Below are 25036 nucleotides of genomic sequence, written 5' to 3'. Positions count from 1 at the left end.
TTGACATCAAAGATACCATCAAAGGTTTCAACATGATTATGGACGGAGAAGTGGATGAGTATCCTGAAGCTGCGTTCAACCTGGTAGGTACTATCGAAGATGCAATCGAAAAAGGTAAAAAATTATTAGCTGAAGCAAACGCATAGATGTTATAAGCTATGAGATATGAGATATGAGACCTAAACGCTCTATCTCTTAGCTCATAGCCCGTAGCTAATAGCCCATAGCAGAAATATGAAACTAGAAATATTAACCCCTGATAAAAAAGTCTTTGAAGGCGAAGTAAGGTCTGTGACCGTACCGGGAACCATGGGTTCTTTCGAAGTACTTAAAGATCACGCGCCGGTAATTTCAACTCTGGAAGATGGCAAAGTGATCATCCGTACTGAAAAGGATGAAGAAACTATTTTTATCAAAGGCGGTGTTATTGAAGTACTCGATAATAATATCATGGTACTTGCCGAAGGAACACAGAATTCCTGATAGTAACATCAAAAAGAAGGCCCCTCTGATCAACAGATCGAGGGGCTTTTTTCATGCCAATAATTTTGATTTTTTTTCGGCTCTTGCCGGATTTCAGGCAGAAATCAGACAGTTTGATCTTAATAAAATTTTCATGAACCGAAAACCCAAAACCGTTTTGGTATATTTACACAAAATTTATTAAAGCTATTTATAAATAATACAGAATTTAATATCGATATATCAATATTAATAATATTTTATTCTAATTTAAAAAAAATGCATTGCCTATTGATACTTAAATCCGAAGACCTTAAATTGAGATTTAAATGAAACAGGAAATTATAAACGTTTGTATAATGAATGGCGCTTTGAATCTTAATTTTAATAAACTGACTATTCCGGGTATCCTTTCCCTCGTTTATATTCTGAATTATATTCTGCTCGTCCCTGCTCTTAAGGTGTAAAATCTTTTAAAATCAAATAAAAAGACCAGCGCCTTCCTTAACAGAAAGGCTTTTTTTTTTAGATAAAATATAGTCAAAAAAATAGAAATTAAGATACAAGAATCTGAACAATGGAACTTAATAAATACAGCAAAACAATCACCCAGGATCCAACACAACCAGCCTCACAGGCTATGTTGTACGGGATCGGATTGACAAGAGAAGATCTGGCCAAGGCACAGGTAGGCATTGTAAGTATGGGCTATGATGGCAATACCTGCAATATGCACCTGAACGAACTTGCCGCAGTAGTCAAGAAAGGCGTCTGGAATAATGATCTTGTGGGTTTGATGTTTCATACCATTGGTATCAGTGATGGTATAACAAATGGTACAGAAGGAATGCGTTACTCTCTGGTTTCCAGAGATTTGATCGCCGACTCTATCGAAACTGTCTGCGGCGGACACTATTATGACGGGCTTATTGCATTACCCGGTTGTGATAAGAATATGCCGGGAGCTATCATGGCGATGGGCCGCTTGAACAGACCGGCAATCATGGTTTATGGTGGAAGTATCCATTCGGGGAATTATAAAGGACAATCACTGAATATTGTTTCGGCCTTTGAAGCATTAGGTCAGAAAATGGCCGGTAACCTTGCAGAAGAAGATTTTCAGGGAGTTATAGAACGGGCTTGTCCGGGTGCAGGTGCATGCGGTGGTATGTATACTGCAAATACGATGGCATCAGCAATCGAAGCCATGGGAATGAGTTTACCTTACAGCTCTACCTATCTCGCATTGAGTGAAGAGAAAAAACAGGAATGCCTTGATGCCGGTAAATACATCAGGATATTGCTGGAAAAAGACATCAAGCCAAGGGATATCATGACAGAAAAGGCATTTCATAATGCCATAGTAACGGTAATGGTTCTGGGTGGTTCAACCAATGCAGTTCTGCATTTGATTGCGATGGCTAAATCGGTTGGAATCAAACTTGATCTTGAATATTTCCAGAAGGTTAGTGATGAAACTTCAGTTATCGCTGATCTAAAACCAAGCGGCAAATATATGATGGAAGACGTACATGCGATTGGCGGATTACCATCGGTTTTAAAATATCTGTTACAAAAAGGATTACTGCATGGTGATTGCCTGACCGTTACAGGAAAAACACTGGCAGAAAATGTAGCCGAAGCTGCTGATCTTAATTTTGAAAATCAGGATGTAATCTATCCTTATGAAAATCCGATTAAGAAAACAGGGCATTTACAAATGCTTTACGGCAACCTTGCACCACAGGGTTCTGTTGCTAAAATCAGCGGTAAAGAAGGTGAATCATTCACTGGTCCGGCGCGTGTATTTGACGGCGAATTTGAACTGATCCATGGCATCAGCAGTGGAAAAGTAAAGGCAGGTGATGTGGTTGTAATCAGGAATGTTGGACCTAAAGGAGCACCTGGCATGCCTGAAATGCTTAAACCAACCTCTGCGATCTTCGGAGCCGGCTTAGGTGCATCAGTTGCACTTATTACAGATGGACGTTTCTCAGGAGGAACTCATGGTTTTGTAGTTGGACATATTACCCCAGAGGCTTTTGAAGGCGGAAATATTGGTCTTGTGAAGGATGATGATATCATTCAGATCGACGCGAACAAAAACTCCATCGATGTGATGATTACAGCCGAAGAAATGGAACACAGAAGAAAACTCTGGCAGCAGCCGGCACCTCCTGTTAAGAATGGGGTGTTATTTAAATATTTTAAACAGGTAAAGAACGCCAGCGAAGGCTGCGTTACTGACGAAGAATAATGAAATGATCAGATGAACTGATTCATCTGATCGTTGATACAAACACATAAATAAATTATTATGGAAATTGAGCAGCAGGCATTGAGTAATCCTACAGGAGTTGAAACGATTGAAATTTCGGGTTCTGTTGCCGTTCTCGAAGCATTGATCGCCGAAGGAACCGAAGTAATATTCGGATACCCGGGTGGGGCAATTATGCCGATCTATGATGCATTGTACGATTACAAGGAAAAATTAGACCATATTCTGGTAAGACATGAGCAGGGCGGAATTCACGCCGGCCAGGGTTTTGCAAGAACTTCTGGCAAAGTAGGTGTGGTATTTGCTACCAGCGGTCCCGGTGCTACCAACCTGGTCACCGGATTAGCAGATGCTATGATCGACAGTACCCCACTGGTTTGTATCACCGGACAGGTATTTGCTCATCTTCTGGGTACTGACGCATTTCAGGAGACAGATGTGATCAATATCACCACTCCTGTCACAAAATGGAATTATCAGATCACTGATGCTACAGAAATCCCTGAAGTACTCAGCAAGGCTTTCTATATCGCGAGAAGCGGAAGACCAGGGCCTGTTTTGATTGATATCACAAAGAATGCTCAGATACAGAAATTTGATTATAGTGGTTATACCCCATGCAATCATATTCGTAGCTACCGGCCTAAGCCACTCATCCGCAATGAATATATAGAACAGGCGGCAGCCCTGATCAATCAGGCAAAAAAGCCATTTGTATTATGGGGGCAGGGAGTAATTTTGGGTGAGGCTGAATTGGAATTCAAAGCTTTCGTTGAAAAGAGTGGAATCCCCTCTGCCTGGACCATTCTGGGAGCCGGGGCTATCCCAACAGATCACCCATTGAATGTGGGAATGTTGGGTATGCATGGAAATTATGGACCTAACGTTCTGACCAATGAATGCGATGTAATGATTGCCATTGGAATGAGATTTGACGACCGGGTAACCGGCCGCCTTGATAAGTATGCCAAACAGGCAAAGATCATCCATCTGGATATCGACCCTTCAGAAATAGATAAAAACGTACAGACAACTGTTCCGGTTTGGGGCGATTGTAAAGAGACCTTACCTGCCTTAACAGCGCTTATTCAGCAGAAGACCTATCCTGAATGGCTGCAGAAATTCAAAGATTTCGGGCAGAAAGAAATCGAAGCGGTAATTAATGATGAACTACATCCGGCTTCCGGTGAACTGACTATGGGTGAAGTAATCAGTCATTTGAATGAATTAACTAATGGCGAAGCAATTATCGTTACCGACGTAGGCCAGCACCAGATGGTAGCCTGCAGGTATGCAAAACTGAACAAAACCAGAAGTAATGTAACCAGCGGTGGACTTGGAACTATGGGATTTGCCTTACCGGCAGCCATAGGGGCAAAATTTGGTGCACCTGAGCGTACAGTTGTTGCTGTTATCGGCGATGGTGGCTTTCAGATGACTCTTCAGGAATTGGGTACAATTATGCAAAGTAATATCGACGTGAAGATCCTGATTCTGAACAACAGATTCCTTGGCATGGTAAGGCAATGGCAGGAACTCTTTAATCAGCACCGTTATTCTTTCGTTGACATAGAAAGTCCTGATTTTGTTGCACTTGCTGCTGCCTACAGAATTAAGGGAAAGAGTATTTCAGAGCGTGGGGAGATTTCCTCTTCATTAAAAGAAATGCTTGAACACAAAGGTTCTTTCCTGCTTGAAGTGATGGTTACCAAGGAGAATAATGTCTTCCCGATGGTACCACAGGGATGTAGTGTGAGTGAGATCAGATTGAAATAATTATCAGCATTCAAACTGATCTGAAAAAAAGAGAAATTATGAGCAATCAAAACAATACAGAAAAAACGGAAGGTAAACAGGAATTCACAATTACTGTTTATACTGAGAACCAGATCGGGCTCCTTAACCGGATTGCGATCATCTTTACCCGTCGCAAAATAAATATACATAGTCTGAATACCTCCCCTTCTGAGATTGAGAGTATTCATCGCTTTAATATTGTGGTTCATGAAACCGAGGATGTGGTGAGAAAGCTTTCAAGGCAAATAGAGAAACAGGTTGAAGTTCTGAAAGTATACTTCAATACTAATGAAGATATTATCTGGCAGGAAATGGCTCTTTACAAAGTACCTACAGATATTATTGCAGAAAAAGCAAGTGTGGAGCGTTTACTTCGTGAAAATGGCGCCAGAGCAGTGGTAATCCGTAAGGACTATACAGTGTTTGAAACTACTGGCCACCGCGAAGAAACCGATGCCCTGATCAGGATACTTCAACCGTTCGGACTGATTGAGTTTGTTCGCAGTGCACGCGTAGCCATTATCAAGAACAGTGATGGCTTTAACCGCAAACTCCGTGAATTTGAAAAAGCAGAACCTGGCGACGATGTAGTTGAAAATGAGTACCTGAATAAAGGTCAGCGGATATTCACCATGTAAGCTCAATAAAAAGACAATTATTAATCAAAATCATTTAAATAAAAAACAAAAAGTAAAAAGTAAAAACAAAACAATATGGCAAAGATCAATTTCGGTGGAGTTACAGAAGAGGTAGTAACCCGCGAAGAATTCCCCTTAGACAAGGCTCGTGAAGTTCTGAAGGATGAAACTGTAGCAATTATCGGTTATGGTGTTCAGGGTCCGGGACAAGCATTAAACCTGCGCGACAATGGCATCAGAGTAATTATCGGACAGCGTAAAGATTCAAAAACCTGGGATAAAGCTATTGCTGACGGATGGGTTCCTGGCGAAACTTTGTTCGAAATTGAAGAAGCTGCCGAAAAAGGCACAATCATTCAATATCTGTTATCAGATGCCGGACAGATTGCACTTTGGCCAACAATCAAAAAATACCTTACTCCAGGAAAAGCACTTTATTTTTCTCATGGATTTGGTATCACTTACAAAGAGCAAACAGGTATTGTCCCTCCTGCTGATGTAGACGTGATCCTGGTTGCTCCTAAAGGATCAGGTACATCATTACGCCGTCTGTTTTTAGCTGGTAAAGGTTTGAATTCATCATTCGCTATCCACCAGGATGCTACAGGAAAAGGCAGAACACGTGCAATTGCATTAGGAATTGGTGTTGGATCAGGATACCTGTTCGAAACTGATTTCCGTAAAGAAGTTTACTCTGACTTAACCGGTGAGCGTGGAACTTTGATGGGTGCAATCGCAGGTATATTCGAAGCACAGTACAATACGCTTCGCAGAAACGGTCACTCTCCTTCTGAAGCATTCAACGAAACTGTCGAAGAACTTACTCAGAGTCTGATGCCATTGGTAGCCGAAAACGGTATGGACTGGATGTATGCAAACTGCTCAACTACAGCACAACGCGGTGCTTTAGACTGGAAAGGACGTTTCCGTGACGCCACCCAGCCGGTATTTGATGAATTATATGATAGCGTAGCATCAGGTAAAGAAGCTGAGCGTACAATTAAATTGAACAGCCAGCCTGATTACCGTGTAAAACTTGAAGCAGAGCTTAAAACACTTCATGACAGTGAGATCTGGCAGGCAGGTCAGGCAGTAAGAAGTTTACGCCCTGAGAATCAACCTGAGAAGTAATAAGTTATAAGTATTAAGTTATAAGTATTAAGTTATAAGTAAAAGTTGTAAGTTATAAGTAAAAAGCCCTTGTGCAGAAACTTAAAACTTACAACTTATAACCTACAACTAAATGGCACATACACTGTTTGATAAGATCTGGAATAAACATGTAGTCAGCAGAAATGCGGGATTTCCGGATACCTTATATATTGATGTTCATCTCATCAATAAGATAACGAGTGCAAGAGCTTTTGAGGGTTTACGGAAACGAAATATACCGGTTTTCAGACCTGCTCAAACCCTGGTTCTGAAGGATCCGGCTTATAGCCAGCATCTGCCGGTATCAGACCTGTCACGATTTCAGCTTGACCTCTTCAACAGGAATTGTCTTGATTTCGGATTGGAAAAGTTTGAACAGAATCTTGTTGATCAGACCGATATTTTGATCGCATCTCCGGGACAGTGCCTGGTTTTCGATCAGCATCATACGGATGATCTGGGTGCTTTTGGGGTATTATCTATCAATGTCAATGAATTATTGGTAGAACAGGTATTGGCAACTCAATGTTTGCTGATAAACAAGCCTAAGAGAATGAAGGTAGAAGTGAACGGGAGATTGGCTAAAGGGCTTGGGGCAAAGGATATTAATCATTTTCTGCTTTCAGAAATATCTGCAACAGAGGCAAATGGTTATTTTATTGAATATTCAGGAGATACCATCCTTCATCTGGATATGGAGGGGCGGATGGCTATCTGTAATATGAGCAGGGAGATTGGGGCTCTTGGCGGACTGATTGGTCCTGATGAAACCACTTTTGAATACCTGCGCAGCAATGGAATTATGCCGGAAAGTGAAGAAGAAACTCTTTCATTCTGGCAAAGTCTGTATTCTGATGAGGCTTCAGTTTTTGACGAAGTACTTGAGTTCGATGCAGAAGATATTGGCCCGGGGAATTATGGTATTGGTCTTTCGAGGCTAATCCAGTCTAAACCGGCAAATGAAAGATCAGAAATGATCACCCATGATGGAGCAGCAATAATTGCAGGTTATAACGATACTGATTATCTGTTAAGCCATCTGGATAGTATTGAAAATTTCGAAAGCACAACGATATATAAAGTTTACGATGGGGTATAATCCCCATATTTAAGATCAGAGCCTCTGAATTCAGGCAAAAAATGGAGCAAAATGCTCTGTTAAAGAAAAAAAAATATGTTACACGACCCAAACCGAATCTATATTTTTGACACCACCTTACGAGATGGAGAACAGGTACCCGGATGTCAGTTATCTACCGTTGAAAAGATCGAAATAGGCAAAGCCCTCGAAAAACTAGGCGTAGATATCATTGAAGCCGGTTTTCCGATTTCAAGTCCCGGTGATTTTCAAAGTGTGGTTGAACTCTCGAAAGCTGTTCGTGAGCCGGTAATTTGTGCATTAACACGTGCAAATAAGGGGGATATTGATTCGGCTGCTGAAGCCCTGAAGTTTGCTAAGCGACCAAGGATTCATACAGGCATCGGTTCATCGGATAACCACATTAAATATAAATTCAATAGTACCAGAGAAGCAATTCTTGAGCGTGCCATTGAGGCTGTGAAGTATGCCAAAAGCTTTGTTGAAGATATAGAATTCTATGCAGAAGATGCAGGAAGAGCTGATAATGTATTTCTGGCGCAAATGGTCGAAGCGGTTATTGCAGCAGGAGCCACAGTAGTAAATATCCCCGACACAAACGGCTATTGCCTGCCTGAACAATATGGTGAAAAGATCCGTTTCCTGAAAGAGAATGTAAAAAACATTGACCAGGCTATTATCTCAGTTCACTGTCACAATGATCTGGGGTTAGCTACCGCAAATAGTATTGCAGGTATTCAGAATGGAGCGCGGCAGGTAGAGTGTACGATCAATGGAATCGGCGAGCGTGCCGGAAACACGGCATTGGAAGAAATTGTAATGATTTTAAAAACTCATAAAAGCCTTAATTTCACTCATCAGGTAAATAGCCGGCACCTATACGAATTAAGTGGTATGGTGAGCCGCATGATGCGCATGCCTGTTCAGCCAAACAAAGCCATTGTTGGGAAGAATGCATTTGCACATAGCTCAGGTATTCATCAGGACGGTGTATTAAAACACCGTGAAACTTATGAAATCATCAATCCTGAAGATGTGGGTATTGACCAGTCTGAAATAATTCTTACTGCACGCAGCGGAAGACATGCCCTGAACCATCATCTTGAACGTTTGGGATATACTATTGAACGCATAGATCTTGATCAGGTTTATGATAAATTCCTGACCATGGCTGATGGTAAAAAAGAGATCAGGGATGATGATATTCTCCTGCTTATGGGCGATAAAGCTGAGTCAAATTATAAAGACGGTCTTTCTATCAAGAGCTTGCAGGTGAGCTGTGGTGATCAGGCAAGTCCGGAGGCAACTATTAAATTATTTTACAAGGGTGCTGTACATGAAGCTTTATCAGCAGGAAACGGGCCGGTAGATGCCACGATCAAAGCAATTGAAAAAATCATCGGCAGAAGCTTTAACATCAAAGAGTTTAATATCCATGCGATTCACAGCGGCAGTGATGATGTGAGTAAAGTGGATATGCTTGTAATAAATGAAGGTAAATCCTACAAAGGTTATGGTTTCAGTACAGATATAGTACGTGCTTCTGCAAATGCTTATCTGGATGCACTGAATAAGTTTGTTTAGGAGTTGTAAGTAGTAGGTTATAAGTTGTAAGTAATAAGTGATAAATCGGTTAATATCTAAATACTAAATACTGGGTACTATATATTAAGTACTGAGTACTAAATAAAAAAAAATATGAGCAATACATTGTTTGACAAAGTGTGGGATTCTCACGTGGTTCGTAAGATTGATGGTGGGCCTGATGTGTTATTTATTGACCGTCATATGGTTCATGAAGTTACAAGTCCGGTGGCCTTTCTTGGTCTTAAAAACAGAGGACTTAAGGTATTGTATCCAGAGCGTACATTTGCTACTGCAGATCACAATACCCCAACTATCAATCAGCATTTACCGGTTGCAGATCCTCTTTCAGCCAATCAGTTGAAAGCACTTGAATCTAATTCAAAAGAGCATGGCATAAGTTACTGGGGTTTAGGTCATCAGAAAAATGGTATCGTTCATGTGGTAGGTCCTGAGTATGGGATCACACAACCAGGTGCTACCATAGTTTGCGGTGATTCGCATACTTCAACTCATGGTGCCTTTGGTGCAATCGCTTTTGGTATTGGTACTTCTGAAGTTGAGATGGTTCTTACTACTCAGTGTATCATGCAGCCAAAGCCAATGAAGATGAGAATCAATATCAATGGCAAATTGGGTAAAGGGGTAACACCAAAAGACGTTGCATTATTTATCATTTCACAATTGACTACTTCGGGTGCTACAGGATATTTTGTAGAATATGCAGGTGAGGTATTCGAAAATATGAGCATGGAAGGCCGTATGACGGTGTGTAACCTGAGCATCGAAATGGGTGCCAGAGGTGGCATGATCGCACCTGATGAAACTACTATCAACTACGTGAAAGGCCGCGAATTCAGTCCGAAGGGCGAAGCATGGGACAGAGCACTGGCTTATTACAAAAGCCTTAAAACAGATGCTGATGCAATTTTTGATAAGGAATATACATTTGATGGATCTGCCATTGAACCGATGATCACCTACGGTACTAACCCTGGAATGGGGATGGGCATTTCGAATGCAATTCCTAAAGCAGATGAAGTTGAAGGCGGGGCTGCCACATTTGCCAAATCATTAAACTACATGGGTTTCCATGAAGGCGAGGCAATGATGGGAAAACCGGTTGATTATGTATTCATTGGCAGCTGTACGAACGGTAGAATTGAAGATTTCAGAGCTTTTGCTTCCATTGTAAAAGGAAGAAAAAAAGCAGACAATGTTACCGCATGGCTTGTTCCCGGATCACATATTGTTGAAAAACAAATTCAGGAAGAAGGATTATTGGATATTTTCACTGAAGCAGGATTTACTTTGCGTCAGCCTGGATGTTCTGCATGTCTGGCTATGAATGATGATAAAATACCTGCAGGAAAATATGCTGTAAGTACTTCGAACAGGAACTTTGAAGGACGTCAGGGACCGGGTTCAAGAACTATGCTGGCAAGTCCGCTGGTAGCAGCTGCTGCTGCAGTAACCGGAGTAGTAACTGATCCTAGAACATTAATCCAATAACTAGCGAAATTTCGCATAAGAATATAAAAATGGCTTACGATAAATTCAACATATTAAGGAGTTCTGCAGTTCCATTGTCAATTGAGAATGTGGATACTGATCAGATCATTCCTGCCCGCTTCTTAAAAGCAACAGAACGTGTAGGATTCGGGGATAACCTTTTCCGCGACTGGAGATATAATTCAGACAATAGTCCGAAAGCAGAGTTTGTATTAAATAACCCGCTTTACAGCGGCAAGATTCTGGTTGGAGGAAAGAACTTTGGTTCTGGTTCATCCAGAGAGCATGCTGCATGGGCAATCTATGATTATGGTTTCAGATGTGTGGTCTCCAGCTTCTTTGCAGATATTTTTAAAGGCAACTGCCTGAACATCGGAGTTTTACCGGTACAGGTTAGTCCTGAATTTGCTGACAAGATCTTCCAGGCAATTGAAGCAGATCCGAAAACAGAACTTGAAGTAAACTTGCCGGAGCAGACGATCAGCATTCTGTCTACCGGCGAAAAAGAATCATTTGACATCAGCTCATACAAGAAAAGTAATATGCTCAATGGCTTTGATGACATTGATTATCTGGTAAATATCAAGCCGGAAATACAAGAATTTGCATCCAACCTGCCGATATAACAAAAAACCATACAAATGGGAAAGAAGAAAATAGAAATAATGGATACAACACTCCGTGATGGTGAACAAACCTCAGGGGTGTCGTTTTCTATTTCGGAAAAACTTACCATCACTCAGCTTCTGCTGGAAGAACTCAGGGTTGACCGGGTTGAGGTGGCATCAGCCAGGGTGTCGGAAGGCGAGTTTGCTTCAGTAAAAGCCATTATGGATTGGGCAAATACCCATGGCCATACTGACAGGATTGAGGTACTTTCATTTGTAGACCAGGGAGTTTCCATTGAATGGATGGCAAAAGCAGGTGTAAAAGTGCAGAACCTGTTAACCAAAGGATCTTTAAATCACCTGAAACATCAGCTGAAAAAGACTCCTGAACAGCACTTTGCTGAAATTGCTGATATCTTTAAATTGGCCGCAAAACATGGTATTTCAAGTAATGTTTACCTTGAAGACTGGAGTAATGGCATGCGCAATTCTCCGGAATATGTTTTTCAGTATCTTGACTTTCTTTCAGGCCAGCCAATAAAAAGAGTTCTGCTACCCGATACGCTTGGCGTTCTGACACCTTCTGAAACCTTCGAATATATTTCGCAGATCAAAGCCAGGTATCCGAAAATCCATTTCGACTTCCATGCGCACAACGATTATGACCTCGCCAATGCCAATATTCTCGAGGCCATCAAAGCTGGGGCCGACGGCTTGCATTTGACTGTAAATGGTATGGGTGAAAGGGCAGGTAATGCCTCCATGGCGAGTGCGGTTGCTGCAATCAATGATTTTATGCCGGAAGTTGAGATCAATATTAATGAAGAAGCAATTTACACAGTAAGTAAACTGGTAGAAACTTTTTCAGGAATCAGAATCCCCTCAAACAAGCCTATTGTTGGTGAAAACGTGTTCACGCAAACTGCCGGTATTCATGCCGACGGAGACAGTAAGAACAACCTTTATTTTAATGACCTGCTACCGGAACGTTTTGGAAGAAAACGCACCTATGCCTTAGGAAAAACCTCGGGCAAAGCCAATATTGAAAAGAATCTTCAGGAATTAGGGCTGAAACTGAGTGATCAGGATCTGAAAAAAGTAACACAGCGTGTTATCGAACTGGGTGATATGAAAGAAACGGTAACAAAGGAAGACCTTCCCTACATCATTTCTGATGTCCTGAACAGTCCTTCAACTACCGATAAGGTTATTGTTGATTCCTATGTATTAACCCATTCAAAAGGACTAAGACCATCGGCAACAATTTCTGTACGTATTGACGGGGAGCTGTTTGAAGAGAATTCTCAGGGTGATGGACAATTTGATGCCTTTATGAAAGCCCTGGGTAAGGTCTATGAAAAAAAGAAGGCATGTCTTCCTAAATTAATAGACTATGCGGTAAGAATTGCACCGGGAAGTAATTCGGATGCCTTATGTGAAACGATTATTACCTGGGAAACACCAACTAAGAAATTCATTACCCGCGGCCTTGATTCAGACCAGACTGTATGCGCGATCAAAGCGACTCAGAAAATGCTTAATATAATTTAGTTGGTTGGTTGTTGGTTGTTAGTAGATTGGTATTAACATGTACAATTATCCTAATAGTAAAATTTCAACGTTATCAAAACTTAATACTTATAACTTACTACTTATAACTTTAAAAAAATGAAATTAAATATCGCCCTTTTAGCCGGAGATGGAATAGGACCTGAAGTAATTGACCAGGCTGTAAAAGTTTGTAATGCCATTGCAAAAAAGTTCGATCATGAAATCAACTGGACATCTGCATTAACAGGTGCCTGTGCTATTGATGCAGTGGGCGAACCTTACCCTGATTCAACCCATGAGGTATGTATGGCTGCTGATGCTGTCCTCTTTGGTGCGATCGGTGATCCGAAATATGACAATGACCCAAAAGCTCCTGTTCGTCCGGAGCAGGGCTTGCTTAAGATGCGTAAAAAACTGGGTCTGTTCGCAAACGTTCGCCCAACTTTTACCTTTCCTTCATTAATTGATAACTCGCCCCTGAAGAGAGAACGTATCGAAGGAACAGATCTGATCATTCTGCGTGAGTTAACAGGTGGAATTTACTTTGGTGAGCGCGGCAGAAAAGACAATGGCAATACTGCCTTTGATACCTGTACCTATACCCGTGATGAAATCATCCGACTGGCAAAGCTAGGCTTTGAAATGGCCATGAAGCGCTCTAAGAAATTATGCTGCGTAGATAAAGCAAACGTACTTGAAAGTTCACGTCTATGGCGCGAGACTGTTCAGGATATGGAAAAAGATTATCCGGAAGTTACTGTGAGTTATGAATTTGTAGATGCTGTGGCAATGCGTCTTGTTCAATGGCCAAGTTCATATGATGTAATGATCACTGAAAACCTTTTTGGGGATATTCTAACGGATGAGGCATCAGTTATTTCAGGATCAATGGGATTGATGCCATCTGCATCGATAGGCCTGCACACGTCCTTATTTGAGCCTATACACGGTTCGTATCCTCAGGCAGCAGGAAAAGATATTGCCAATCCACTGGCAACTGTTCTTTCAGCGGCTATGATGTTTGAAGATGCATTCGGATTGAAGAAAGAGGCAGAACTGATTAGGGCGGTGGTCAATAAATCACTCGAAGAAGGAATAGTAACTGAGGATATTGCGGGTAAAAATAAAGCGTATAAAACTTCAGAGGTTGGAGATTGGTTGGCCAATAAGATATAGGATTAGGATGGATTAGGATTATAGGATTTTAGGATTAAAGGATTGGAGATTAAGTACCATTTACTTTAATCCTAGCTCCTTTCGTAATCCTACCATCCTTTAATCCTATTACTTTTTTAATCCTATCATCCTCCAATCCTATTAATCCCAGCCCCTTTCTTAATCCTATCATCCTCCAATCCTATTAATCCTAGCTCCTTTCTTAATCCTATCATCCTCCCATCCTATTAATCCTAGCCCCTTTCTTAATCCTATCATCCTCCAATCCTATTAATCCTAGCCCCTTTCTTAATCCTACCATCCTCCAATCCTATTAATCCTAGCTCCCTTCTTAATCCTATCATCCTTTAATCCTATTAATTCTTTTTATAGTTTTTATTCTCCGCATGATTAAGATTATAAACCCGCTTAAATTCAAGGCTTTTTGCACCAAAATTTATCAATAATCCAATAGGCAAATTATAGGCCTGGCAATAATTCATCGCCTGCGCCAGGTGCACATCTTCCATTCTTACCAGGGCTTTCAATTCCAGCATAATAAGCTCTTCTACAAAAAAATCAACCCTCCTTGTCCCAAGCTTTATTCCTTCATAATAGATGTCCATGACCATTTCTTGTTTATAACGCAGACCTGATCTTTCTAATTCAATCGCTAATACCCTCTGATAAATGACCTCCTGAAAACCATTCCCAAGAACCCCATGGACTTTCATCGAGCAGGCAATAATTTCATGAGTAAGCTCTTCATATTTCATCTAAATTGATTTAATAAAGAAACTTACACAACCCCACTCCACTAAAATTATAGTAACAAAAAAATCCTCCAATCCTATAATCCTATTACTCCTTCAACCCTGTAATCCTAAAATCCTATAATCCTACTAATCCTAATCAAACTCAAAATAACGGCTGAATACAAAAGGCTGACAGGGTTCAGAACCCTGTCAGCCTTTCATTAAAATTATAGTAACAAAAAAATCCTATCATCCTATTACTCCTTCAACCCTGTAATCCTACAATCCTATAATCCTACAATCCTAGTCAAATTCAAGGTAGCGTCCTATTTGCACCTGCACCTTATCCCCCTTCTCATAACTCCCCGGTTTCTGATTAATCGCGATCAGTTCAATCCCATTCCTTTCCAGTAAAAGGTCTTCATAGAACCCTTTAAAAAATACCTCCTTAACCACATAGCTTCTACTGCTCCAGCCACTTTTGAGTTGTACCCATTCCGGATAGATCATCACAGTGTTTAGTTTAGTTTTTATACCTAAAACCCTCGCCTCTTCGGCAGGAAGCACAAAGGCGTTTCCTAATAGCTTTGCTGTATAAATATGTGAAGGATCAGCATAAATATCTTCCGGCCTGCCCGATTCAATAAGTTTACCCTCTTTCAGAATAATCATCCTATTGGCAAGGGTAAGCCCATCCACAGGATCATGAGAAACCATGATGATAGTGATACCTAATTGATCACATAAATGCTTTAAATCTGTCCGAAACTGGGTTTTCAGCAAGGCATCCAACTGACTGAAGGGTTCATCAAGCAGTAACACTTCAGGTTCAGTAATAATTGCACGGGCCAGAGCCACACGCTGCTGCTCTCCACCGCTCAGTTCAACAATCTTCTTATTTGCAAGATGCTCAATGCCAAGAAGTTTCATCATATCCAGAGCTTTTTGCTTCTTAGCCTTCAAATCTTCATTAGAAAGCATGCTCTCAATATTTTCATACACCCTGGCATAAATATTCAGATTAAAATCCTGGCTCAGCATTTTCATTGAATCGTGGCCGGGGATTAATTTTTCATGTGGTCCCTCAAGATGCCGGCCCTTAAAAAATACCTCTCCCGAATCCGGAGCAAGCAGGCCGTAGATGATTTTAAGCAGAGTACTTTTACCGCTTCCACTCTCACCTACTATGGCTACAAAATCTCCCTTCTTAATTGAGAAATCAATATCACTAACACCGGCTCTGGCATCTTCAGTATAATGCAGACTTACTTTTTCAAGGGAAATAAGAATATTTGACATGGAATCAAATATATAAAAAAAGCCCCGCCTCATGTTCTAAAAACAAAGACGGGGCCTCCTTATTGAATGGTTTTTTAGAATCCGAACATCAGTCCGAAGGAAAGATTTTTAAAGTCTTTAGGTCCTTGCCCATCCGCAAAAACATCATTACCATAATATTTTACATAAACTCCCATTCCACCATATCCCAGGCGGGCAAAGGCTCCGTAGCGGAATGGATTCAAGTTATAATCATCCTTGAACTTATCCTTTCCATTTTCACTGCTAACCTGTTTAACTTTACCATTCAGAAGGAATCCTATTTCCGGCCCGATGACAAAATTCAGCTTATCACCCTTCTTATCATCATTTGTGCGGAATTGAAATGATAATGGGATTCGCAGATACTGACTCGAGAAGCGGTTCTTCTTATAGTCAACAGCATCAGTGACATAAGTCAGGGTGGATTTATCCTGTTGAATTGTAATATTTTGTTTCAGACGCATGTGATTCCAGTCGAGCCCTGCACCAGTGTAGATTTTAAAGTGATTACTGAAACGATATCCCATCTGGAAGAACTCGAAACCAAAATTGCTGCTTTTCCAGGTCTCGCGTTCAAGGAAAGAGTTAGCAGGCGACAAGGTATAGCTTCCCTTATCGGTATAGGTACTCAAACCCAAATCAAAACGAGCAGCAATGAACTGAAATGTGATCTTAGAAGCCGGTTTTGAATCTTTTTCATCATTTTTATCATCATCATTATCGTCACCAATTTTGATGGATATACTTGCTTTATTCTTATCCAGCGTATCCCGGGTAATCGTCAAAAGTGTATCCTTTGTGCTCTGTGCAAATCCACCTGCCGCAAACATTGACAAGAGGCAGTAAACTAATAATCTTTTCATTTTTGTAATTGTAAACGGGTTAATCTATTTTTTGCCTTTAATTTTTACTAATCCTAAATTGATACCTGAAACTTCAGATCCTTCATCACTATCCTTGAATTCGATGAGCTTATCTTCACGTTTATCAACCTTTGCAATAACAAAGTTGACCAGGCTTCCTATGCTTCTGATCTTCTTTTGCCCCCTGATCTCTGATTCATCAGGAATGATCTTGTCTTCAGAAAAATCAGCTATAGCCATCATATCGGGTTGAGTCACATCCAGTGCCGACTGATCTCCTGAATATCTGTTAGGAACCTTAATGGCTTTCTTTGGCTGTACCTGATTGACCTTTTTAACCGGCTCAGCTGCAATTAAGACAGGCTCAGCTGCGGGTACTTTAATTTCAGGCTCATCAACAGGAGTTTTCTGAACCATAGGGTACTCGCTTGATTTTACTTCAGAAGCATTTACCCGGCTAAAATCGGGGAGATCCGTTTTTTCTGTTTGAGTACCACTAAACGGCTCTTTGATTGAAACGGGCGGTTCACTTAGCTCAGCACGCGAGGAACTATCCTCAATATTCTGAGCTATTTCAGTACTTCCCTGCAACTTGATCACTTCCTGCGGACGGAAATACAACAAGCCGGCAGATATCAATATTACAATACTGGCAGCAGCCATCCAGAATGAAGGAAAAGCTGATTTCCTCCTTTTCTGATCCATAGTACCGGTAATTTTTTCCCAAACTGCAGCCGAAGGCTCGATCTCGAGCTCCCCAAAACGCTGTTGGAATAATTTATCCAGTTCTTTATCCGATATTGGATGCATAATTTAAGCCCTCCATTTTAATTATTTTATCTTTTAATATTGCTCTGGCCCTCGACAATTGTGATTTCGAAGCGCCTTCAGATATTCCTAATTCCTTTGCAATTTCCTTATGTGAATAACCTTCAATTGCATACATATTGAAGACGATCCGGTAACCATTTGAAAGCTGCTGAACCAGCTTCATCAAATCATTCAATTCCAGCTTACCCATATCAAAAGTTGATTGCGGCTGATCGTAAACTTCATCTATATCTACCACGTTTAAACTTCTCAGATTCTTACGATACGTTTCGATCGCCGTATTAACCATAATTCTTCTGATCCACCCCTCAAATGAGCCATCACTTCTGAACTCGGAAACTTTTTGAAATACTTTAATAAAACCCATTTGCAGAATATCCTCTGCCTCAAAAGTGTCTTTCGCATATCGCATACAGACCCCCATCATTTTGGAAGCAAGTGCTTTGTAAAGGCTCTCCTGTGCTTTTCGATCACCTTTTTTGCACCCGTCCAGCAAACTATCTATTGTAAATGTCCGGTCCAAATTCATATGCTTTAAAGGTAAGATGATTGGAAGTAGCATTTAGTTGCATCAGGAAGAAAAAAAAAATGCAAAAATTTTAATTTAAGGAAAGTTCCCATGGATGTAGAGCTAATGGGTCATTGAGGTACAATGTGAAGATGTGAGAGGATTTGGGTTAAATGGTACTGTGATAAGGCCGACCAGAGGGGAATTTTTATATTTTCACTGACTTTAAACCTGCAGTACTTGTACCTATAATGACAGGATTGTTCATAAGCTTTGGCCTAAGCACAAAATCTCCGTTAACTTTTTTTTCCGCCTCAGCTGGTGCGGTACGCAAAGGCAAGGCCATAGCACTAACTTCAATAGCATCAGGTGCAGCGGCGGCATTTATTCGTTTATGTCTATTGGTTTTTAAGGTACTCATGGTCTCGTCGTACCTCCTCGGCATGTTTCTTTTCTGCTGAAGGAAAAGAAAAAGAGAATAATTATGAGTTAAAAATAAGGTCATTACTTCCAAATTTTCAATTTTCACCCGACACTACTGATTAGTGATTTAACTTATAAAAAAGATTCTTTGGTCTTGTAAAATTTCTATTGATTTATTGGAAAGCCTGGCCTATACCCGTCGGCTAGTTCAGTCCGGCTCTTCGCTTTAGTTTTTGCCAGAACAATTGTTGTAGAGATGCTCACAAGTATTGGCAAAAAGCTATCGCTTCGATCCGGTTTAGGTGGGTAAAGTACTGCTGCTATTATTGTTTGTTGAAAGGCATACTTCTTTCTCATCGGATATGCCCGAGAATACGATTCCGGCCCCTGCCCCAATCGACTGTCATGGCGGGCTTGACCCACCACTCCAACACTCCAAACTTATCCGTATTTTTATAATATAATTTTGATTAATATTATACATGGCATTCATCGACTACTACCAGGCACTCGGAATAACTAAATCTGCAACAGATAAAGAAATCAAAGCGGCCTATCGAAAAATGGCCCGGAAATATCATCCTGATGTAAACCCTAATGATAAGGATGCACAAAAGAAATTTCAGGAGATCAATGAGGCAAACGAAGTTTTAAGTGATCCTGAAAAACGTAAAAAATACGATCAGTACGGTAAAGACTGGAAACATGCTGACCAGTTCCAATCACAAGGAGAAGGCAGACCATCCGGCGGCAGGAGTAGTACCGGACAGCAAGGTTATACAGGTTCATTCAGCGATCAGGACTTCTCAGATTTCTTCAGTTCTATGTTCGGAAAATCATCAGGGCAAAGCAGACAGGCAAATTTTAAAGGACAGGATTTCAACGCTGAACTTCGTCTCAATTTAAGAGATGTCTACACCACCCAAAAACAAACCATTACTGTTAATGGTAAAAATATCAGACTCACCATCCCTGCCGGAATTGAGAACGGGCAAACGATCAAAATAAAAGGTCATGGAGGCCCCGGAATTAACGGTGGCCCAAACGGAGATCTTTTTATCACCTTCTCCATTCCCAACGATCCTGAATTCAAACGCGTCGGAAATGACCTGTACAAAAATGTAGAGATTGATCTTTATACTGCGGTGCTTGGTGCTGAAATCACGGTTGATACGATGAGCGGCAAGGTCAAACTACCTGTGAAACCTGAAACCCAAAACGGCACTAAGGTAAAACTCAAAGGGAAGGGTTTTCCGGTTTATAAAAATGAGAATCAGTTTGGCGACTTATATATCACCTATACAGTGAAGATACCTTCAAACCTCAGCGAAAAGGAGAAGGAATTATTTAAGGAATTATCAAATCTTAGAAAATAAGGCCATGGCTAAGGCAAACTTAATTTCTGCAAGTGAATTCTGTGTTTACCATAATATTGAATTCTCATTCATCAGCAATTTGAAGGAATTTGGATTGGTTGAAATTGTACAAGTTCAGCAGACGGATTATATCCCTGAAGACCAACTGGAAAAGCTGGAAAGAATGATCAGACTGCACAGGGAACTGGAGATCAATCCCGAAGGACTTGATACCATTGACCATCTGCTTGAGCGAATGAGCCGTTTACAGGAGGAAGTGATCATGCTGAAGAACCGGCTGCGTCTTTATGAGGATAATGAGTATATTGATTAATCATAAAATAATTAGGGTCCAGGGAAAATTGAAATAGTAGAAGTAATGATCTTATTTATATCTAATAATTTCTCTCTTTTCTTTTCCTGCAGCAGAAAAGAAACATGCCGAGGAGGTACGACGAGACCATGAGTACCTTAAAAACCAATAGACATAAACGAATAAATGCCGCCGCTGCACCTGATGCTATTAAAGTTATTGCTTTGGCTTGGTCTGTGCCTACCGCACCAGCTGAGGCGGAAAAAAACGTTAACGGAGATTTTGTGCTGAGGCCAAAGCTTATGAACGATCCTGTCACTATAGGTAAAAATACTGCAGGTTTCAAGTCAGTGAAAATATAAAAATTGATATTATATTGAAGGGGGCTTGCTTTTTATCCGCCGATAAAAACAAAAATATAGGACATAAATGGCTTTTTTTTCTGAAATTCTATTTTAAACGGACACTAGTGTCCATAAAATTTTCATTATGACATTAATCGCCAAAATACTAATCGCTTTTGTTGCTCTTGAGCACCTGTATATTCTCTGGCTCGAAATGTTTGCCTGGACAACTGCCGGGAGAAGAACATTTAAATCGATGTCGGCAGATATGTTTGAGAAAACGAAGTCTATGGCCGCTAATCAGGGACTCTATAATGGTTTCCTTGCTGCGGGACTGATCTGGTCACTCATCATTCAGGATGAAGTATGGTCGAAGAATGTAGCTATGTTTTTCCTTGGTTGTGTTTTAGTTGCAGGAATCTATGGAGCAATCAGCGTACAGAAATCGATATTTTTCGTTCAGGGCATTCCTGCACTTATTGCATTAGCAGCTGTTATTTTCCTTTAGCTTTATGTAGTCTGAACTCCTGTTTATACATCAGGAAGGAGGAATTTGAGAATTCGATCTTCCTTGAACCTGCAGGACGGTTCAGATCCATCAATGGCTCGAAACGAAAATCCATATAAAGATTCGGGAGCAGTTTCTGTTGATAGGAATACCGGAGAATAAATAATTTTCTACGTTTTTCAGTATACCCGGCATGAACAATATGCTGGGAAACACTCTGATACAAAGGCATTCCATTGGATGAAATAAAGGAATTCCCTTTCCATAAGGTTCCCATTAATGATCCGAATTTTTGGGTATCAAAACCTGCATTCAAATACCAGCCATAACCGCTGGAATAAGGCTGAAGATCAGTAAATGAAAGATCATTAAAAGAAATCAGGTAATTCTCGGTCCTGAGATTTTTGATCCATCCTGAAAATGGAAGCTTTAATTTAAAACCAAGAGCCGAATTAACCAGGGTTTGCAATGGGTCATCGGCAAGATCGATCTGACCACCCTGGTGAAATACAGTTAACTGTACCGGCACGGACAGACTCATGCTTGAGTTTTTGATCAGATTAAGCTCTGCCGAGAGTCCGCCAAGAATTTGCTCCTGCACCGGACTCGGTTTATAGATCATTTTCTTCCAGTTAATGAATGCATCCAGAAATAAATTTCTGCCATTGATGATGAACTGGGTGCCGTATTCAACCGGCTCGGTTATCTTTTTTTCAAAGTCATAGATCGGATCAAGCATGCGATGATGCGTATTGCCTTCGAGTACCCCATTCACCAAAGTGGAATTTCCATGCTGATATTTTACACTGAATAAGGGATAAGTTCTGTAAATGCCTCTGCCCCCAAAATCCTTACGAAGATGTACACCTGCCGTTACCGCTAATCTGGGATGGGCATAGTAAACGAGTTGTGGCTCCAGCTGTGCTCCAAACAAGGTATATCCATCCTGTATTTTATTGAAATACTCATAATTACGCATGTAATTGAAATTATGAACACTCAGGTAAAGCTCACCGGTCCGGGCACTGTCCGGTCGGACACGGTACTCCAGACTATCATTTAATATCTGCGCTTCTGAGGAATAAAATAAAACACTAAGTATGAATAAGAATAGAATTTTCTTCATTGGAAAGATCCGGGCCATTTAACAGGAGCAAATTACTATAAAAATACAGATTCCGAATTGAAAAACAGCTCGCCGGCCATACCTGAGAATCATTTTGGTATCGCAGTATAGGCACAATCCTGCTTTGTAGCTAAAGTCTCCATTTGTATAGCCATATACTTTAGCAATACCCCGAATAAGCCTCTTTCTGAAAAGGTGTTTGTTTTCTTTAGCAATACAAATTTTAAACGCAGTTTATACACAGCTTGCTCGTATGTTAGTCGGATACAATTGTCATAGGTCCGACCAATATCCGAATAACATCCGTCGAATATCCGTCGAACAAGTAGTATCATTAATAATTCGTGGCCTTAGTTTTATGCTTGTGGAGCTGAATTTGATGGTATTGTGTACAGGCGGTTTGACTGACAATTTTCCCTTTGCTTCTATTTAAAATTGAACGAGCGATGTTAATTGCTTATAATTTTCAATTTGGATTAGGTAATTGGGTTGAGAATGGGGATATTTAATAAAGCGTGCTAAAATAGCCTCAAGTCAGCTCATTTGGGTGGCTTGGGAGAGTTTTATAGCGTGTATAAATAAGTAAGCGGAAACCCAGACGCGACCATTCATGCTTACCAGTGAAAAATTTCGATATGCTTGTTATTGATTATTTACAATCTAAGATATAGAAAAATCATTTTTTACGACAAAATTGCAATTAATTTACATATTTTGGCACAATTGTTTCTATATTTATTTTTTTAGTTCCATTTTTGCAAATCAATTACATAAAGACAGGTAATAATGATAATAAACTTTAGTGTGCAAAACTTCGGCTCAATAAAGGAAAAGCAAACACTTTCCTTCGAAGCAGATAGATCAGACCATCTGGAAGAACATTATATAATTAACACAAACAGCAATTTGAGGTTACTTAAATTAGCGTTAATCTACGGTGCGAATGCTTCGGGCAAAACAACTATTTTAAAAGCGTTAGACTTTTTAAGACAGCTTGTGTTAGAACCCGTCGAAAAGAAAACGGATACGCTCAATTTTTATCCATTCCTATTCGATCCCCAAACGCCTAAACAAAACTCGATTATTTCCATCGACTTCATTCAAAATGAAGTTAGATATTCTTATGAAGTTGAGTTTAATAAAAATGCAATTTCAAAAGAAGAGCTGCATTTTTTTAATCCTAATAAAGCAAATGTTTTTAAACGTAGTACGGATTTAGACAAGCAATTTTCTGAAATCACCTTTGGAAATAAAATTAAGAAAGATAAAACATTTGAAAAAACATTAGAATCTAATACGCTCTGGAATAATAGTGTATTAGGCGGATTTCTTAAAACTAATATTGAATCAAAAGAGTTAAAAGAGGTTATTGATTGGTTTGCTACGCATTTGAAGCGTTTAATACTAACAAACACCCAACTTGATAATTCAATTACAAGAAATGTTGCAAACTCAGAAATAAATAAGTTTGATATTTTAAATGTTCTGAAAAAAGCAGATTTTAATATTTCTGACATAATACTTAAAGAAGATAAAGAAATGCCAGAAAGTGTGCTAAAAATTTTAACCGCCTTGGATTTACCTAAAGAAGAAATTGACAAATTAATAAATACCCCATTAAAAAAAATAGAATTTGAACATACTGTAGATAAAATAAAGTATACTCTACCTATTTCACAAGAATCTCAAGGAACTCAGAGATATTACGGCTTTTCTGGATTATTAAGCTTATTGGTGAGGAAATCTATAATTATCCCAATTGATGAGCTGGAATCGTCTCTACATCCAGAACTTTTTACTCACTTTCTTCTGTCTTTTTTAATCAATTCAAAAAAATCTCAAATTATTGCAACGACTCACAACCGAGAAATTTTAAACAATAAAGATATTTTCAGAAATGATTCTATTTGGTTTACAGACAAATCAGAAACTTGTGCTACCGAACTATACTCTTTATCTGATTTTGACAGTTCAATTGTTAGAGATACAAGTAATATATTTAACGCATACAAAGCTGGTAAATTAGGCGGCACTCCTAACTTAGGCGATTACTATATTGACTTTAATGATGAGGATAAATAGACCTATTTCTTTAAAGATCAGGCCAACTTTCGCGATTGTCGTAGATGGTGATTGTGAAGTCTGGTATTTACAAATGTTGAAAAGGAATGAAAGGTCAATCCTTGTTAATATCGAACCAAAAATTCCTCAAAGAAAAAGGCTATCTGAACAATTTGAAATTGTAATAAAACTTTCAGAAGATTACACGAAAGTATTTTGGATTGTTGACTTTGATGTAATCGCTCTTGAAACTAGAAATGCCAAAATTGGAAGTAAGTCTGCACTTCAATCGTTTTTAGAATATAGAAAAACTATTGCCGAAAAATATAAAAACATTATAATAATTGTAAATAACCCTTGCCTTGAGTTTTGGCTATTACTCCACTTTGAGGAAACTTCAAAATACTTTGAGACTTGTGAAGGAGCGGAAAGGCAATTAAAAAAATATTTAAAAGATTACGAAAAAACTCAAAAATATTATACAAAGCAGGATAAGGATATCTATTTAAGACTAAAAACAAATCTGGTAGACGCGTTAAAAAATTCAAAAGCCTTAAAACTGTTTGATACCACAAACCCGAATAAAGGAATGTCTGAAATGCATTTTTTTTTCGAGGCATCTGAGTTTGGACAATTATTCAGAAAATGATTTTGCATTAATGAAAAGAAGGGCTTCCGCTAACAACGGCTTCAAACTATAGCGCTCACTGCTATTTGAAACTATCTGATTTCTAACTACTTTAGTGCATAAGGCCGGGCGAAGTGCAGCTAAGTGCTACAGCTTTAAGCCGAA

26 protein-coding genes are annotated in these 25036 nt (G+C 39.8%); 18 read left to right on the top strand and 8 right to left on the bottom strand.

Features of this window, described 5'->3' with window-relative positions; translation table 11 throughout:
* The first annotated feature begins 234 nt into the window (after positions 1-234).
* The 12 genes from atpC (at position 235) to leuB (ending at position 13857) form a co-directional block, all read left to right on the top strand.
* A complete protein-coding gene (gene atpC / locus VGE44_RS04090) occupies positions 235-483 on the top strand; it encodes an ATP synthase F1 subunit epsilon (protein WP_331076479.1) in 249 nt (82 codons plus the stop codon).
* Positions 484-791: 308 nt separating this feature from the next.
* Positions 792-929 (top strand): hypothetical protein, encoded by a 138-nt coding sequence (locus VGE44_RS04085; RefSeq protein ID WP_331076478.1) that lies wholly within the window; start codon positions 792-794, stop codon positions 927-929.
* A 110-nt stretch (positions 930-1039) separates the two neighbouring features.
* On the top strand, positions 1040-2719 hold the full coding sequence (ilvD, locus tag VGE44_RS04080) for a dihydroxy-acid dehydratase (RefSeq protein ID WP_331076477.1): 1680 nt from the start codon (positions 1040-1042) through the stop codon (positions 2717-2719).
* A gap of 60 nt (positions 2720-2779) precedes the next feature.
* Positions 2780-4516, top strand: coding sequence for a biosynthetic-type acetolactate synthase large subunit (gene ilvB / locus VGE44_RS04075; protein WP_331076476.1), 1737 nt, complete (start codon positions 2780-2782; stop codon positions 4514-4516).
* 38 nt (positions 4517-4554) lie between these two features.
* Positions 4555-5175, top strand: a complete 621-nt coding sequence (ilvN, locus tag VGE44_RS04070; protein ID WP_331076475.1) for an acetolactate synthase small subunit — start codon at positions 4555-4557, stop codon at positions 5173-5175.
* A 75-nt stretch (positions 5176-5250) separates the two neighbouring features.
* A complete protein-coding gene (ilvC, locus tag VGE44_RS04065) occupies positions 5251-6306 on the top strand; it encodes a ketol-acid reductoisomerase (RefSeq protein WP_331076474.1) in 1056 nt (351 codons plus the stop codon).
* A 112-nt stretch (positions 6307-6418) separates the two neighbouring features.
* Complete coding sequence (locus VGE44_RS04060) at positions 6419-7426, top strand: aconitase family protein (RefSeq protein WP_331076473.1); 1008 nt, start codon at positions 6419-6421, stop codon at positions 7424-7426.
* Positions 7427-7501: 75 nt separating this feature from the next.
* On the top strand, positions 7502-9010 hold the full coding sequence (locus VGE44_RS04055) for a 2-isopropylmalate synthase (protein ID WP_331076472.1): 1509 nt from the start codon (positions 7502-7504) through the stop codon (positions 9008-9010).
* Between the two features lie 114 nt (positions 9011-9124).
* Positions 9125-10522: a 3-isopropylmalate dehydratase large subunit gene (leuC, locus tag VGE44_RS04050; protein WP_331076471.1), complete on the top strand. Its 1398-nt coding sequence runs from the start codon at positions 9125-9127 to the stop codon at positions 10520-10522.
* Between the two features lie 29 nt (positions 10523-10551).
* Positions 10552-11148: a 3-isopropylmalate dehydratase small subunit gene (gene leuD, locus VGE44_RS04045; RefSeq protein WP_324488055.1), complete on the top strand. Its 597-nt coding sequence runs from the start codon at positions 10552-10554 to the stop codon at positions 11146-11148.
* 15 nt (positions 11149-11163) lie between these two features.
* The gene (locus tag VGE44_RS04040) at positions 11164-12681 is read left to right on the top strand and encodes an alpha-isopropylmalate synthase regulatory domain-containing protein (RefSeq protein WP_331076470.1); all 1518 of its coding nucleotides are present in this window, start codon (positions 11164-11166) and stop codon (positions 12679-12681) included.
* Between the two features lie 117 nt (positions 12682-12798).
* A complete protein-coding gene (gene leuB / locus VGE44_RS04035) occupies positions 12799-13857 on the top strand; it encodes a 3-isopropylmalate dehydrogenase (protein ID WP_331076469.1) in 1059 nt (352 codons plus the stop codon).
* Positions 13858-14213: 356 nt separating this feature from the next.
* Here leuB and VGE44_RS04030 read toward each other — a convergent pair whose 3' ends face one another.
* From VGE44_RS04030 to VGE44_RS04005, 6 genes are all read right to left on the bottom strand, one after another.
* Positions 14214-14612: a GxxExxY protein gene (locus tag VGE44_RS04030; protein WP_331076468.1), complete on the bottom strand. Its 399-nt coding sequence runs from the start codon at positions 14610-14612 to the stop codon at positions 14214-14216.
* A 282-nt stretch (positions 14613-14894) separates the two neighbouring features.
* Positions 14895-15890 carry an ABC transporter ATP-binding protein gene (locus VGE44_RS04025; RefSeq protein WP_331076467.1) on the bottom strand — a complete coding sequence of 332 codons (996 nt, stop codon included), beginning with the start codon at positions 15888-15890 and terminating at the stop codon, positions 14895-14897.
* A 74-nt stretch (positions 15891-15964) separates the two neighbouring features.
* The gene (locus VGE44_RS04020; RefSeq protein ID WP_331076466.1) at positions 15965-16774 is read right to left on the bottom strand and encodes an outer membrane beta-barrel protein; all 810 of its coding nucleotides are present in this window, start codon (positions 16772-16774) and stop codon (positions 15965-15967) included.
* A 24-nt stretch (positions 16775-16798) separates the two neighbouring features.
* Positions 16799-17584, bottom strand: coding sequence for a hypothetical protein (locus VGE44_RS04015; protein WP_331076465.1), 786 nt, complete (start codon positions 17582-17584; stop codon positions 16799-16801).
* Positions 17565-18134: an RNA polymerase sigma factor gene (locus VGE44_RS04010; RefSeq protein ID WP_331076480.1), complete on the bottom strand. Its 570-nt coding sequence runs from the start codon at positions 18132-18134 to the stop codon at positions 17565-17567. Before VGE44_RS04010 ends, VGE44_RS04015 begins: the two co-directional genes overlap by 20 nt.
* 187 nt (positions 18135-18321) lie before the next feature.
* A complete protein-coding gene (locus VGE44_RS04005) occupies positions 18322-18618 on the bottom strand; it encodes a hypothetical protein (protein ID WP_331076464.1) in 297 nt (98 codons plus the stop codon).
* A 400-nt stretch (positions 18619-19018) separates the two neighbouring features.
* Between VGE44_RS04005 and VGE44_RS04000 the strand changes: the two genes are divergently transcribed.
* The 4 genes from VGE44_RS04000 (at position 19019) to VGE44_RS03985 (ending at position 21056) form a co-directional block, all read left to right on the top strand.
* The gene (locus tag VGE44_RS04000) at positions 19019-19912 is read left to right on the top strand and encodes a J domain-containing protein (RefSeq protein ID WP_331076463.1); all 894 of its coding nucleotides are present in this window, start codon (positions 19019-19021) and stop codon (positions 19910-19912) included.
* A gap of 4 nt (positions 19913-19916) precedes the next feature.
* Positions 19917-20225: a chaperone modulator CbpM gene (locus VGE44_RS03995; protein WP_331076462.1), complete on the top strand. Its 309-nt coding sequence runs from the start codon at positions 19917-19919 to the stop codon at positions 20223-20225.
* A 104-nt stretch (positions 20226-20329) separates the two neighbouring features.
* Complete coding sequence (locus VGE44_RS03990) at positions 20330-20566, top strand: hypothetical protein (RefSeq protein WP_331076461.1); 237 nt, start codon at positions 20330-20332, stop codon at positions 20564-20566.
* Positions 20567-20693: 127 nt separating this feature from the next.
* Positions 20694-21056, top strand: a complete 363-nt coding sequence (locus VGE44_RS03985) for a DUF1304 domain-containing protein (RefSeq protein ID WP_331076460.1) — start codon at positions 20694-20696, stop codon at positions 21054-21056.
* Here the strand turns inward: VGE44_RS03985 and VGE44_RS03980 are convergent.
* Together VGE44_RS03980 and VGE44_RS03975 are read right to left on the bottom strand one after the other, a co-directional pair.
* Positions 21043-22182: a hypothetical protein gene (locus VGE44_RS03980; RefSeq protein ID WP_331076459.1), complete on the bottom strand. Its 1140-nt coding sequence runs from the start codon at positions 22180-22182 to the stop codon at positions 21043-21045. The two genes, VGE44_RS03985 and VGE44_RS03980, sit on opposite strands and share 14 nt — an antisense overlap.
* 89 nt (positions 22183-22271) lie before the next feature.
* Positions 22272-22517 carry a hypothetical protein gene (locus VGE44_RS03975; RefSeq protein WP_331076458.1) on the bottom strand — a complete coding sequence of 82 codons (246 nt, stop codon included), beginning with the start codon at positions 22515-22517 and terminating at the stop codon, positions 22272-22274.
* A 451-nt stretch (positions 22518-22968) separates the two neighbouring features.
* On the opposite strand from VGE44_RS03975, the gene VGE44_RS03970 reads away from it, so the two are divergent.
* Positions 22969-24264 (top strand): ATP-binding protein, encoded by a 1296-nt coding sequence (locus VGE44_RS03970; RefSeq protein ID WP_331076457.1) that lies wholly within the window; start codon positions 22969-22971, stop codon positions 24262-24264.
* Positions 24248-24892 carry an RloB family protein gene (locus VGE44_RS03965; RefSeq protein ID WP_331076456.1) on the top strand — a complete coding sequence of 215 codons (645 nt, stop codon included), beginning with the start codon at positions 24248-24250 and terminating at the stop codon, positions 24890-24892. Before VGE44_RS03970 ends, VGE44_RS03965 begins: the two co-directional genes overlap by 17 nt.
* The last annotated feature ends 144 nt before the right edge of the window (positions 24893-25036 follow it).

This window comes from Daejeonella sp. (assembly GCF_036405355.1).
Lineage (GTDB): Bacteria > Bacteroidota > Bacteroidia > Sphingobacteriales > Sphingobacteriaceae > Daejeonella.
The sequence above is the reverse complement of the archived record's forward strand: the minus strand, read 5'-3'. Positions and strand labels throughout refer to the sequence as shown.

Bases quoted from the DNA above. Each gene is read 5' to 3' on its own strand.
- VGE44_RS03970 (WP_331076457.1), top strand. From the start codon at position 22,969: ATGATAATAAACTTTAGTGTGCAAAACTTCGGCTCAATAAAGGAAAAG.
- VGE44_RS04030 (WP_331076468.1), bottom strand. From the start codon at position 14,612: ATGAAATATGAAGAGCTTACTCATGAAATTATTGCCTGCTCGATGAAA.
- VGE44_RS04060 (WP_331076473.1), top strand. From the start codon at position 6,419: ATGGCACATACACTGTTTGATAAGATCTGGAATAAACATGTAGTCAGC.
- leuD (WP_324488055.1), top strand. From the start codon at position 10,552: ATGGCTTACGATAAATTCAACATATTAAGGAGTTCTGCAGTTCCATTG.
- VGE44_RS03975 (WP_331076458.1), bottom strand. From the start codon at position 22,517: ATGATACTACTTGTTCGACGGATATTCGACGGATGTTATTCGGATATT.
- VGE44_RS03995 (WP_331076462.1), top strand. From the start codon at position 19,917: ATGGCTAAGGCAAACTTAATTTCTGCAAGTGAATTCTGTGTTTACCAT.
- VGE44_RS03985 (WP_331076460.1), top strand. From the start codon at position 20,694: ATGACATTAATCGCCAAAATACTAATCGCTTTTGTTGCTCTTGAGCAC.
- VGE44_RS04005 (WP_331076464.1), bottom strand. From the start codon at position 18,618: ATGACCTTATTTTTAACTCATAATTATTCTCTTTTTCTTTTCCTTCAG.
- ilvB (WP_331076476.1), top strand. From the start codon at position 2,780: ATGGAAATTGAGCAGCAGGCATTGAGTAATCCTACAGGAGTTGAAACG.
- atpC (WP_331076479.1), top strand. From the start codon at position 235: ATGAAACTAGAAATATTAACCCCTGATAAAAAAGTCTTTGAAGGCGAA.
- ilvC (WP_331076474.1), top strand. From the start codon at position 5,251: ATGGCAAAGATCAATTTCGGTGGAGTTACAGAAGAGGTAGTAACCCGC.
- VGE44_RS04020 (WP_331076466.1), bottom strand. From the start codon at position 16,774: ATGAAAAGATTATTAGTTTACTGCCTCTTGTCAATGTTTGCGGCAGGT.
- VGE44_RS03980 (WP_331076459.1), bottom strand. From the start codon at position 22,182: ATGAAGAAAATTCTATTCTTATTCATACTTAGTGTTTTATTTTATTCC.
- ilvN (WP_331076475.1), top strand. From the start codon at position 4,555: ATGAGCAATCAAAACAATACAGAAAAAACGGAAGGTAAACAGGAATTC.
- VGE44_RS04025 (WP_331076467.1), bottom strand. From the start codon at position 15,890: ATGTCAAATATTCTTATTTCCCTTGAAAAAGTAAGTCTGCATTATACT.
- VGE44_RS04000 (WP_331076463.1), top strand. From the start codon at position 19,019: ATGGCATTCATCGACTACTACCAGGCACTCGGAATAACTAAATCTGCA.
- VGE44_RS04015 (WP_331076465.1), bottom strand. From the start codon at position 17,584: ATGCATCCAATATCGGATAAAGAACTGGATAAATTATTCCAACAGCGT.
- VGE44_RS03990 (WP_331076461.1), top strand. From the start codon at position 20,330: ATGCCGAGGAGGTACGACGAGACCATGAGTACCTTAAAAACCAATAGA.
- ilvD (WP_331076477.1), top strand. From the start codon at position 1,040: ATGGAACTTAATAAATACAGCAAAACAATCACCCAGGATCCAACACAA.
- VGE44_RS04055 (WP_331076472.1), top strand. From the start codon at position 7,502: ATGTTACACGACCCAAACCGAATCTATATTTTTGACACCACCTTACGA.
- VGE44_RS04040 (WP_331076470.1), top strand. From the start codon at position 11,164: ATGGGAAAGAAGAAAATAGAAATAATGGATACAACACTCCGTGATGGT.
- VGE44_RS04010 (WP_331076480.1), bottom strand. From the start codon at position 18,134: ATGAATTTGGACCGGACATTTACAATAGATAGTTTGCTGGACGGGTGC.
- VGE44_RS03965 (WP_331076456.1), top strand. From the start codon at position 24,248: ATGATGAGGATAAATAGACCTATTTCTTTAAAGATCAGGCCAACTTTC.
- VGE44_RS04085 (WP_331076478.1), top strand. From the start codon at position 792: ATGAAACAGGAAATTATAAACGTTTGTATAATGAATGGCGCTTTGAAT.
- leuB (WP_331076469.1), top strand. From the start codon at position 12,799: ATGAAATTAAATATCGCCCTTTTAGCCGGAGATGGAATAGGACCTGAA.
- leuC (WP_331076471.1), top strand. From the start codon at position 9,125: ATGAGCAATACATTGTTTGACAAAGTGTGGGATTCTCACGTGGTTCGT.